7 protein-coding genes and 1 pseudogene are annotated in these 12575 nt (G+C 42.8%); 7 read left to right on the top strand and 1 reads right to left on the bottom strand.

Annotated features, from left to right (window positions below; translation table 11 throughout):
- A pseudogene (locus Q1W14_RS07790) lies at positions 1-655 on the bottom strand (endo-polygalacturonase); the annotation flags it as partial.
- A 636-nt stretch (positions 656-1291) separates the two neighbouring features.
- On the opposite strand from Q1W14_RS07790, the gene Q1W14_RS07785 reads away from it, so the two are divergent.
- The 7 genes from Q1W14_RS07785 (at position 1292) to Q1W14_RS07755 (ending at position 12571) form a co-directional block, all read left to right on the top strand.
- Complete coding sequence (locus Q1W14_RS07785; protein WP_300700433.1) at positions 1292-1741, top strand: hypothetical protein; 450 nt, start codon at positions 1292-1294, stop codon at positions 1739-1741.
- Positions 1742-1892: 151 nt separating this feature from the next.
- Positions 1893-3026: an ATP-binding protein gene (locus Q1W14_RS07780; RefSeq protein WP_300700432.1), complete on the top strand. Its 1134-nt coding sequence runs from the start codon at positions 1893-1895 to the stop codon at positions 3024-3026.
- Between the two features lie 58 nt (positions 3027-3084).
- Complete coding sequence (locus tag Q1W14_RS07775) at positions 3085-5004, top strand: glycoside hydrolase family 127 protein (RefSeq protein ID WP_300700431.1); 1920 nt, start codon at positions 3085-3087, stop codon at positions 5002-5004.
- A 7-nt stretch (positions 5005-5011) separates the two neighbouring features.
- The gene (locus Q1W14_RS07770) at positions 5012-6670 is read left to right on the top strand and encodes a hypothetical protein (RefSeq protein ID WP_300700430.1); all 1659 of its coding nucleotides are present in this window, start codon (positions 5012-5014) and stop codon (positions 6668-6670) included.
- Positions 6671-6752: 82 nt separating this feature from the next.
- Positions 6753-8756: a hypothetical protein gene (locus tag Q1W14_RS07765; protein WP_300700429.1), complete on the top strand. Its 2004-nt coding sequence runs from the start codon at positions 6753-6755 to the stop codon at positions 8754-8756.
- A gap of 95 nt (positions 8757-8851) precedes the next feature.
- Complete coding sequence (locus Q1W14_RS07760; RefSeq protein WP_300700428.1) at positions 8852-10795, top strand: glycoside hydrolase family 97 protein; 1944 nt, start codon at positions 8852-8854, stop codon at positions 10793-10795.
- A gap of 156 nt (positions 10796-10951) precedes the next feature.
- Complete coding sequence (locus Q1W14_RS07755; protein WP_300700435.1) at positions 10952-12571, top strand: glycoside hydrolase 43 family protein; 1620 nt, start codon at positions 10952-10954, stop codon at positions 12569-12571.
- Positions 12572-12575 lie beyond the last annotated feature (4 nt).

The raw sequence follows: 12575 nt of genomic DNA, 5'->3' as shown, positions 1-12575 counted from the left end.
CTGCTCCGCGACCTTCGGGGTGGATTTCTCCTCGTCCGAAGACTTTTACGTCTCTTGCATTTACTACCTGAATACAACCTTTCACGATAGCACCGCCTGCTATATAAACAGTCTTGCCGGAGGGGACGTTCAACGTATCACCCGGCAGTTGGTGTATTCCCGGAGCGAAGTAAATCAGATTACGGTCTTTCAATTTCTTCGGCTTGTTACTGTCTATCGGATTGGCAAACAGATGCAGGTTATGGAAGATGTCACCGTTTACTTCTACAGATAGATTACGTGGACGGTTCAGCTTAAATGTCAGTATGTTGCCGTCTATTTGCGGAGTGATTTCGTAGGACAACGGGCGCACTCTGCCTGTATTGATAACCCCTTTATTGGAAGTAACAGATACTTCTATCTCACCGTCGAAGTCGAAATACCCCATCGAAGCAATTTCAACATTGTGTTTGGTGTCTCTCACTTCGTCTACCTTTACGGGATAGGTAACAACGTTTTGCCACTCTTTGCCCGGTTGGCGGACTTTTACGGTGAAGTCTTGTATTAATTCTGCTCCTTGCGGGGCAGGGTAAGTCACCAGTTGGTTTTGTGCACTCATAGTCTGAGCCAGTCCAAGCAATATGCCGGAGATAAAGATTAGTTTTTTTAGTTTCATTGGTAATAGAATTATGTTGTTTTAAGTAGAAATACGTTTTGCAACGAATATCCACTTAATGGACGACTGAGATTTTAATGGGACAAATATAATCAAACCAAGCGAAAATACCTGTTATTGATTCTAAAGTGTCCGAACAACATGATACTGAAACTGTTGATGCAGAACCTAAACCTATTGGTACAGAAAAAAGGTAGATAAAAAAAGAATACTATTGATATTTTTCATACCTTTGCATTGAAGTCAAGAACAGTGGTTTTTTTCTTCATTTTATGGATATTATTGCATTTTATGCTTCTTGCAATTCAGTAAAAGTGGTGTTTTATGAAGGATTGACAAAAACAAGGAAGTATGTAAATGCCTGTACAATAGTGGTGCAGGCTTTACTACTCTGTTTTGTCAAGGTTGACACCACTTCCTTCTGAATTCGGATAGTATAGTTCTGCACCCTTCTTTTTTGAAGGGGAACTTAAAAACCTTATTCAAAATGAAAGTATACACAGGTAAATTCGTTCAGAGTATCTTAAATCAGATACCAAAACAAAACATTCACGAGAAATCCCTCACGGTCTTCCCTTTTGTTAAGTCCCACAAGATTTTACTAACCTTTGATATAAATCTAAATTAATTTATGTAATGAATGATATTGAAACAGTTGTGCTACCAGCCGACAAAGATATTATTGAATTGATGTGCCTAATGTGGATGCAGAAGCAGACCAACCAAGAAAAATACGAAATAATAAAACCCTTCTTTAAAAGATTAAATCTATATTGCGATGAATACAGTTTAAGATTTGATAAAGACGCTGATTTATTTTCCATACCTTTAGCCTCAATTGATGGAGTAGAATACGAAGAAGAAAATGATATATTGTTTATGTTGTTCAATAAGAACAAAACACTTCACCTTTTTAATTTGCCCCTAAAACGACATATCATTTATGTTTATAAGAAAAAACATAATTGTATTATTGAATTCTTCTTGAACGTTTATAATAAAGTTAGAGTTAAATGCATTTGTTACAAATTAAAATTAGAGCTATTTAGATACTTTAAAAAACGGCTAGATAAAGAGCGTAGTTAATCTTGGACGAAGGGTATATCTTAGTAGAAAGCATATTGAATTCCATGAATCTTATAAGAATTTTGGATTTGATTCCATAAATATTATAAGATTTGTGGAATTTGTATTCTGAAAAACTCTATCTTTGTTCTGAACGGATATCCATAAAGGTATGATAGAGCGATTGTTAAAACAAAAAATAGAGGGAATGATTGGTAGTGATAAGGCTATTATCATAATGGGACCTCGTCAAGTCGGTAAGTCAACGCTATTGCATGAGATGTTTGGAACCTCACGGGAAGTCTTGTGGCTGAATGGGGATGAACCGGACGTACAGGAATTGTTTGCAAATATCACTTCTACACGTTTGAAGGCTATTATTGGTAATAATAGGTTTGTTGTTATTGATGAGGCACAACGTATTGCAGATGTTGGAGTAAAATTGAAATTGATTACTGACCAGATAAAAGGGGTGCAACTTATCGCGACAGGTAGTTCGTCTTTCGAGTTGGCTTCGAAACTGAATGAACCGCTGACAGGAAGGAAGCGAGAATACAAAATGTTACCACTTTCGTTTGCCGAGATGGTAGCACATACTAATCTGCTGGAAGAGAAAAGAATGATTCCTCATCGATTGGTGTTTGGTTATTATCCGGAAGTTGTGACCCATCCGGGTGATGAGAAGATGATTTTAAAAGAATTGGCTGACAGCTATCTTTATAAAGATATTCTTACTTTGGATTCTATTGGAAAACCTGATAAATTGGTTAAACTGTTACAAGCACTTGCTTTGCAGGTTGGCTCACAGGTATCTTACAATGAAATAGGGCAGTTAGTGGGACTTGATACAAAAACAGTTGACAGGTATATTGATGTTCTTGAAAAGAATTACGTTATTTTTCGTTTGGGATCTTTCGCACGTAATTTGCGTAATGAGCTGAAAGCTAGTCGGAAAATATATTTCTATGATAATGGAATCCGTAATGCTGTATTAGCTAATTTTTCAATACTCGAGAGTCGCGCTAATGAAGAAATAGGGGGGCTATGGGAAAACTTCATCATTTCTGAACGTCTGAAGCGTAACGCTTATTCGGGCAGTTATTGTAATTATTGGTTTTGGCGTACCCAACAGCAGAAAGAAATTGATTATATAGAAGAGGAAGATGGGCAAATATCTACTTTTGAGTTTAAATGGAATCCAACTGCTAAATATAAATATCCTCAGCAGTTTATTGATGCCTATCCGGGAAGTACTTTTCAAGTGGTTAGTCGTGCCAATATAGAAGATTTTCTATTGGATTTATAGCATCAGCTTTAAGTAATTCTACTCCTTTATTCGTATTTTATAATAAAACGAATGAAAGATGAATAAGAAGAATACTATTCTGGCAATGTTTTTGGCTGTTTCAAGTGCTTTGTCTGCACAGTCTATTTACCCCGGGCAACATGCAGGTAAGTTGAAAAAGGAAACAGTTGCTCCACTTTACGTGGAGAGTTTTGATTTGAAAGACATACGCCTGTTACCAAGCCGTTTCCGTGAAAATATGATGCGAGATTCTGCCTGGATGGTTTCTATAGACGTGAATAGGCTGTTGCATAGCTTCCGTACAAATGCAGGCGTTTTTGCGGGTCGCGAAGGTGGGTATATGACTGTGAAGAAACTTGGAGGATGGGAGTCTTTGGACTGTGAATTGCGTGGACATACTACAGGGCATTTGCTATCTGCCTATGGGTTGATGTATGCTGCTACGGGTAGTGAGATTTTCAAACAAAAAGGGGATAGCTTGGTCAATGGACTGGCGGAAGTACAGAAAGCACTTGGCAATGGCTATGTTAGCGCTTTCCCGGAAGAACTAATTAATCGTAATATTCGTGGAACAGGTGTTTGGGCGCCGTGGTATACTTTGCACAAACTCTTTTCGGGGCTAATCGACCAGTATCTGTATACTGACAGCAAGCAAGCTCTTGAAGTTGTGACAGGGATGGCAGATTGGGCATATAATAAATTGAAACCGCTCAATGATGAAACTCGCCGTTTGATGATACGCAATGAGTTCGGCGGTATCAATGAATCATTCTATAATCTGTATGCAGTGACAGGAGAAGAGCGCTATCGTTGGTTGGCAGAATATTTTTATCATAACGACGTTATAGATCCGCTGAAGGAACTGAAAGATGATTTAGAAACCAAACATACCAATACTTTTATTCCGAAGGTGATTGCAGAAGCCCGTAATTACGAACTGACACAAAATGAAACGAGTCGTAAATTAACCGACTTCTTTTGGCACACGATGATTGACCATCATACTTTTGCACCCGGATGTAGCAGTCAGAAAGAACATTTCTTTGATACTGCACACTTCTCCAAGTATCTGAATGGCTATACAGGTGAAACTTGTTGTACCTATAATATGTTGAAGCTCTCCCGCCACTTGTTCTGCTGGACGGGCGATGCAAAAGTAGCAGATTATTATGAACGTGCACTGTATAATCATATTCTAGGTCAGCAAGACCCGGAAACGGGGATGGTCAGCTATTTTCTGCCTTTACTGAATGGAGCGCATAAGGTATATAGTACAAAAGAAAACTCATTTTGGTGCTGTGTGGGTAGTGGCTTCGAAAGTCATGCCAAGTATGGTGAAGCAATCTATTATCACAATGATAAAGGTATTTATGTGAACCTCTTTATTCCTTCCGAAGTGAACTGGAAGGAAAAGGGTTTGATTCTTCGTCAGGAGACCGCTTTTCCATCCGAAGAAATGACTTCAATCACTGTAAGTACAGAAAACCCCGTGCAAACTACAGTCTACCTGCGCTATCCATCATGGAGTGGTAAAGTGACGGTACTCATCAATGGTAAGAAAGTATCTGTAAAACAGAATCCGGATTTTTACATCGCCTTAACCCGCCAATGGCGAAATGGAGATAAGATTGAAGCAACCTATCCAATGCAGATGCATCTGGAAACAACACCCGACAATCCGCAGAAGGGAGCTTTGCTATACGGTCCGTTGGTGTTGGCAGGAGAGCGTGGCACGGAAGGTATGCAAGTTCCGGCTCCATTTTCCGATCCGAAACTGTATAATGATTATTATACGTATGATTATCATGTTCCGGCAAACCTGAAAACAACGTTACAACTGGATATGAAGCATCCGGAAAGAAGTTTGCAACGAGTAGGAGAAGAACTGAAGTTTATTACTCCTCAAGGAGATATTATTCGTCCGTTGTATGATGTGCATCATCAACGGTATGTGGTATATTGGGATTTGAAAGAATAAAATAGACATGAAAAACTTACGAACTTATTTAATCATAATGGCTTGCTTCACTCTTTCATTCACAAAGAGTGTTGCAGCCGAGTGGCAATGGTCGGTACAGATGCCGGATATTGTTTCTAATGAAACGGACGATCATCCGCAGGCCTACCTGTGGATACCTTCAGAGTGTGCCCAAGTGCGGGCGGTGATGGTAGCTATGCATAACATGACGGAAGAAACCTTGTTCGAAAACTCTTTATTTCGTGGCAAACTATCGGAATCGGGTATTGCCTTGATATGGATTACTCCCGGTTGGGAGCAGCCATGGGATGTACGTACAGGTTGTCAGGCTGCTTTCGACAAGATGCTCGAAGACCTTTCTGCTATCAGTGGCTACAGCGAATTGAAATATGCTCCAATCATTCCGTTCGGGCATTCGGCAATGGCTACTTTCCCGTGGAACTTTGCCGCATGGAATCCGCAGAAGACTTTAGCTATTATTTCTTTTCATGGCGATGCTCCCCGTACCAACCTTACCGGTTACGGACGCGAGAACCTGGAATGGGGGCGTACCCGTAATATCGACGGCATTCCCGGACTGATGATAGAAGGAGAATACGAATGGTGGGAATCCCGTGTGAATCCTGCTTTGGCTTTCCGTATGATGTACCCCGAAAGTTGCATCTCTTTCCTTTGCGATGCCGGGCGCGGACATTTTGATCTTGCTGATCGTACGGCCGCTTATATCGCTCTCTTCTTAGAGAAAGCTTTGGAAACCCGACTGCCGGAAACCGTTGCATTAGACAAACCGGTAGCACTGAAAAAGCTCAACCCGCAGAATGGCTGGCTTGCCGAACGTTGGCGTAGGGGGGATGGAGCTCCGGGAGAAAACAGGGAAGCTTCCACTGTAAAACCACCGAAGCGTATAAAACCGGCTCCCTTCAAGCAGTATAAAGGAGATGTTCATGACGCCTTCTGGTACTTTGATAAGGAGATGGCAGAATTGACCGAAACAATCTATCAGCAGGAAATGGATAAGAAACCGCAATACCTCGGCTTTGAGCAAGCGGGGCAATTACTCACCTATAATAAAGACTCGCATATACGTACAACTGCCCGATTCTTGCCCGAAGCAGATGGATTGACTTTTCATCTGAAAGCTGTTTACATGAATAGCGATTATACGGCAACATCTGATGCACATGCATCTGTTACGCCTGTAATTACCCGTATCTGTGGTCCGGTTCAGAAAGTGAACGATACTACTTTTACTGTTCGCTTCTATCGGATGGGGATGCATAACAGGCGTCGTACTGGTGATATTACCTTGCTGGCAAGCAGTGATGGGGATAACCGTTATAAGAGTGCGGTTCAGGAACTCAGTTTCCGCATACCTTACCGCCATACGGAAGGCAAACGACAATGTATTCTATTCCCCGGTCTGCCCGATGTGACCTTGGGAACTGAAGAACTGTCCTTGAATGCTACTTCCGATTGTGGTCTGCCCGTGTATTACTATGTGAAAGAAGGGCCTGCGGAGGTGGTAGATGGTAAGCTCGTATTTACAAAAATCTCTCCTCGCAGCAAGTTTCCGCTGAAAGTAACAGTAGTAGCTTGGCAATATGGTTTGGCGGGTGAGGTGCAAACGGCGGAACCTGTGGAGCGTAACTTTTTGATTAACCGGTGATTTCTTTGATACCTCTTTGGGGGCATGGCTGAATTTACATATCTTTGCTATTAGTTAAACTTTCGATATTGTAAATACGCTTATGAAAAAAAGAATTGCAAGAATCTGTATGTTATTGGCCTGTTCCCTTGGGTATGTCAATGGGCATGCAACAGTGCCTCCCTCTGTCGTTACATCTACTATTGAAGAACTGGCGGCAAAAGACAGTAAGAACCAGGCTGGTATAGCCAAAGGCGTCAATCAGGTGGCTCGGCTGTGGCAGTCTGCCGATGGAGACGATCAAGCCTTCAAGTCATTCTGTTTGGAAAACTATATATCCGATCCGGCAGAGAAGGAACAAGTATTCCTTAAAGTCAGTGAGTATTTGGAGGGGATTTATGGTAACTTCAACGAGATAACGCTTTGCCTGCAACGCAATCTTAGTCTGGAAACCGGTCCTTTGCATGCCATTGATGAAAAATTTGGTGCCTATAGTCCCGGTTCGCATCTGACGGATGACCTCTATGCTAACAAGACAGGCTTTATTATTGCCTTGAACTTCCCGAAAGTTTCGTTGGAAGAAAAAGAGGCGTTGGGTAACGACCGTAAGGCTTGGGCTTATGCACGCTTGGGCGATATGTTTGTGGAACGCATTCCGGCTGCTGTGAAACAAAGTGCAGCCGATACAGAGAGCGATGCCGATATTTATATCGCTGACTATAATATCTATATGGGGCGTCTGCTTACTCCCAAAAGAAAGACAATTTTCCCGGCTGATATGCGGTTGCTCTGCCATTGGAACCTGCGCGATGAGATCAAAGCTAATTATAATAAAGGCAAAGAAGGATTGGAAAAGCAACGGACTACATACGAGGTAATGAAACGTATCATTGCACAAGATATTCCGAAAGAAGTCATAAATGCTGATCGCTTTGAATGGAATCCGACTACCAACACTTTGTTCTTGAATGGGATGGAAGCGAAAGGAACTCCCGAAAGTCCGGCTCGTTATCAGAAGATGCTGAATAACTTCAAAGCTCAACAACGTATTGACGCTTATACGGGCAATACCTATATAGATCGTAAGTTTAACGATGAGATGGAGATTGCTTTAAAAGATGTCGAAGCTTTGTTTGACCAATACCTTACCGCTCCCGAACTGAAAGAGGTAGGAAAGATTATCTCCAAGCGTCTAGGTCGGAAACTGGAGGCTTATGACATTTGGTACGATGGATTCAAAGCCCGTAGCAATTTGGATGAAAATAAACTGAACGAACAGACCCGTGCCCTTTATCCCAATGCAGAGACTATGGAAAAGCAGCTTCCCGATATTCTCTGTAAACTCGGATTCGATAAAGAACGCGCCCAATACTTGGCAGATAAAATAGCGGTAGATCCGGCACGTGGTTCAGGACATGCTTGGGGAGCAGCCATGAAAGGACAACGCTCGCGACTACGTACCCGTATCCCGGAACAAGGCATGGACTACAAGGGATACAATATTGCTATCCATGAGTTCGGCCACAATGTAGAGCAAACTATTTCCATGTATGATGTGGATTACTTTATGATGAGTGGCGTTCCCAATACTGCCTTTACCGAAGCACTGGCCTTTGTCTTTCAGAAGCGTGACTTGGAATTATTAGGTATTGAGGACAATAATCCCGAGAAACTAAAGATGGACATTCTGGATAAGGCATGGAGTATGTACGAGATTTGTGGAGTGTCCATGCTGGATATAGCAGTGTGGAAATGGATGTATGCCCATCCCGATGCTACCGCCCTGCAATTGCAGGAAGCGGTGATTACCTTGTCGAAAGAGGTCTGGAATAAATATTTCGCTCCTGTATTCGGTATGAAAGACGAGACTGTGCTGGCTATTTATTCTCACATGATCGGTTATCCGCTCTATCTTTCGGCTTATGCGTTCGGGCAGATTATTGAATTCCAATTGGAAAACTATCTGACCGGAAAAGATTTTGCTGCAGAGGTGAGCCGTATCTTCAAACAAGGCAGACTAACCCCGAACGTATGGATAAAGCAGGCCACCGGTGATGACCTTTCTGTTACACCGATGTTGCAGGCTGTACGTAAAGCCATAGAATAAAAAGGAAAGTAATTGCAAAACTGATATTTTTTTCTCTCCGGTTGAGTATTCTTCTCTTCACAACCGTATTTATAAGAAACAATAAGTACGATAACATGAAGAATATTAGTTTTGCAATTACTTTCCTTACCATAAGTGTTGGGCTTGCTGCTGAAACCGGTAAGGAGTTAAGATTAACTTCTCCCGACGGTACGCAACAAGTTGTATTTTACCAAAAACAACTCTCGCCGCAAGCCAATGAGCTTTGCTACAAGGTGGCATTCAAAGGAAAGCCAATCATAGAGGAATCACGTGCGGGATTGGAACTGGATAATCGCATTTGGGAGATGGCATTGGGACAACGCAATCTGGTGCAGCCTGCCTCTTGGATGGATAATCTGGAGGTTGATTCTGTAACCTGGCTGCCTGCCGTTGATACTATCTGGAAACCACTCTATGGTGAACGTAGCCAGATGCACGACCGTTACAACGCTGCTACCTTGTACCTTTCTAAAAAAGACGGTTCTTTCTATCGATTAAATATTGAGGTGCGTGCCTACGATGAAGGTATCGCCTTTCGTTATTTCTTTCCCGAACATCCCAAAGCTACTTTCCACAAGGTGGTGGGCGACCTTACAGAATATACTTTCCCCACAGGCACCAAAGCCTGGACCGAGCAATGGGCGCAGGCATTCTTCGAACATCTCGATATCAACGACATCAAGCGTCCTGTAGAACGTGCTTTGACAATAGAACTTCCGGATGGAACATGGGCTGCCCTGACCGATGCCGATGTAGATGACTGGTGTCTGACCAAATTCAAAGCTTCCGAAACCCAAAAGAATACGCTGACGTCCGTCATGTACAGCCCTGTGGATATCGTTACCTATTACGCTACTCCATGGAAGGTTATCATGGCTGCCGATAAACCGGGTGAATTGTTGGAGCAGAATAGCATCATCGAAAATCTGAATCCTCCTTGCGAGATTGCCGATGCTGCCCAATGGGTGAAACCCGGAAAGATAATGCGGGAGACTACCATTTCTACCGAAGGAGCCATTGCTACTATTGACTTTTGTGCCGCGCATAACATCCCTTATATGCTTTTCGACTGGCAGTGGTACATGCCTTGTACTTCGCACGATGGTGATGCTACGAAGGTAGTTGCCAAACTGGATATGCCGCGCGTCATTGCATACGGAAAAGAAAAAGGGGTAGGCGTTTGGGTGTACGTCAACCAACATGCACTGATGAAGCAGGCTAGAGAGCTTTTTCCTTTGCTGCATCAGTGGGGCATTGTCGGAGTTAAATCGGGTTTTGTGCAATATGCCAGTCACCGTTGGGCTACTTGGGTACACGATCTTGTACGTTTGGCGGCAGAGAATCATTTGTTGATGAATATTCACGATGAATTCCGTCCCTCAGGTTTTAGCCGCACTTATCCCAACTTGCTGACGCAGGAAGGTATCTGTGGAAATGAAGAGTTTCCCGATGCTACACACAACGTTACATTGCCTTTTACACGTATGATAAATGGTGCAGCGGATTATACTATTTGCTATTTCGATAAACGTTTGAAGACAACGCATGCGCACCAACTAGCTGCTTCACTTGTCTTCTACAGTCCGCTGCAAACGATTTTTTGGTACGACCGACCTTCTTTCTATCAGGGAGAACCCGAAATAGAATGGTTTGAGAACCTGCAAACCGTATTCGACGAAACAAAAGTGCTGGATGGTGCTCCCGGAAAGAATATCACTATGGCACGTCGTAAGGGGCAGGAATGGTTCTTGGCTGCAATGACCAATAATAATGGATCTAAAGAAAACGTTTCACTCTCTTTCCTTGATAAAGATAAAACTTATCTGGCATCTATCTATACCGATGGTGGTGAGAAAGTGAAGACACGCACCCAAGTGGCTTGCACTTATCTGCTGGTAGATGCCTCTATGATCCTAAAGCTTGATTTAAAGCCTAGTGGGGGAGCTGCCATCCGTTTTGTGCCTGTTGACCGGAAAGGAGCAAAGGGTTATAAGAAATATAATGGAAAAATATTGTAATGCATTAGGTGTAATTCACTCTTTAAACGTATTAAAGAAGAAGTTATTCATGAAGTTATTCATGAAGGTAGATTTATTTTAAGGTAAAAGGTGTTTTCGGGCTAATTAATAAAGAAGATAACAACTATGGTAAGAGTTTTTTTAAGGATCATTCTGATGTTTGGTATTTGTCAGGGCATGTATGGACAGTCTGTTTCGAAGGTATGGGTAGCCGATCAAAAGGATGGTACCTATATCAATCCTATCCTGCATGCCGACTATTCCGACCCCGATGTTTGTGCCGTAGGCAATGATTTTTATATGACCGCATCCAGTTTCGGATGTACTCCCGGGTTACCTATCCTTCATTCCAAGGATCTGGTGAACTGGAAGTTGGCGAATTATGCCCTGAAAACCATCGTTCCTAAAGAATTCTATAATCAGCCTCAACATGGAAAAGGAGTATGGGCTCCTTCCATCCGTCATCATAACGGCGAGTTTTACATCTACTGGGGAGATCCTGATTTCGGTATCTTTATGGTAAAGACCAAAGATCCGCTTGGAGAATGGGAAGCTCCGGTGTTGGTAAAAGCCGGAAAAGGAATGATAGATCCCACCCCCCTGTGGGACGAGGATGGGAAAGTCTATCTGGTACATGCCTGGGCAGGAAGCCGTGCTGCCTTCAACAGTGTTATTACCGTATGCGAGATGAATGCCTCGGGTACACAAGTCATCAGCGAACCGGTACTTGTTTTCGATGGTAATGACGGCGTGAACCATACGATAGAGGGACCTAAGTTCTACAAACACAATGGATATTATTATATACTGGCTCCGGCTGGCGGAGTCGTAACAGGCTGGCAACTGGCGCTTCGTTCACGGAATGTATATGGTCCTTACGAATCGAAAATAGTGATGGCACAGGGAAAAACCGATATAAATGGTCCTCACCAAGGTGGCTGGGTTGAAACAGCTTCCGGTGAATCCTGGTTCATCCACTTTCAGGATAAGGCAATGTATGGCCGCATTATCCATCTGAATCCAATGAAGTGGGTAAATGACTGGCCGGTTATTGGCGAAGATAAGGACGGCGACGGCTGTGGAGAGCCAGTCAAACGCTATAAAAAGCCGAATGTCGGCAAGACTTATCCGGTAGAAACTCCTGCCGAGAGCGATGAATTCTATTCTCGCCGACTGGGTTTACAGTGGGAGTGGCATGCCAATTATCAGGATTCTTTCGGATTTACTACCGACTTGGGATATATGCGCATCTATGGACATATCTCGTCTGAAGACTTTGTGAACTTCTGGGAAGTGCCTAACCTCCTGTTACAGAAGTTCCCTGCCGAAGAATTCACCGCTACTACCAAGTTGAAAGTCGTAGCTAAAGCCGACGGACAACAGTCCGGTCTTATCGTGATGGGGTGGGATTACTGCTATATAGGAGTTGAAAAAAAAGGAGAGCAATTTCTTCTGAAACAAGTAGTCTGCAAGGATGCTGAACAGAAGAATCCGGAAGTTGTAACGCGCATTACTGAACTTCCTTTGAGCCGTAAGCTTGAGGCAGGGTTGTTTCCCAATTACGAACGTGATATCTACTTGCAGGTAAAAGTCGGAAAGAAGGGTATTTGCCATTTCTTCTATAGCCTCGATGGAAAGAAATACAAATCAGCCGGAGAACCTTTTACCGCCCGTCAGGGAAAATGGATAGGTGCTAAAGTCGGTTTGTTCAGTACCGCTCCTTTTGGTAAGGATAGAGGTTGGGTCGATGCAGACTGGTTTCACATAGAAAAGTAAAAGA

This window comes from Bacteroides sp. (assembly GCF_030151085.1).
GTDB lineage: Bacteria > Bacteroidota > Bacteroidia > Bacteroidales > Bacteroidaceae > Bacteroides.
The sequence above is the reverse complement of the archived record's forward strand: the minus strand, read 5'-3'. Positions and strand labels throughout refer to the sequence as shown.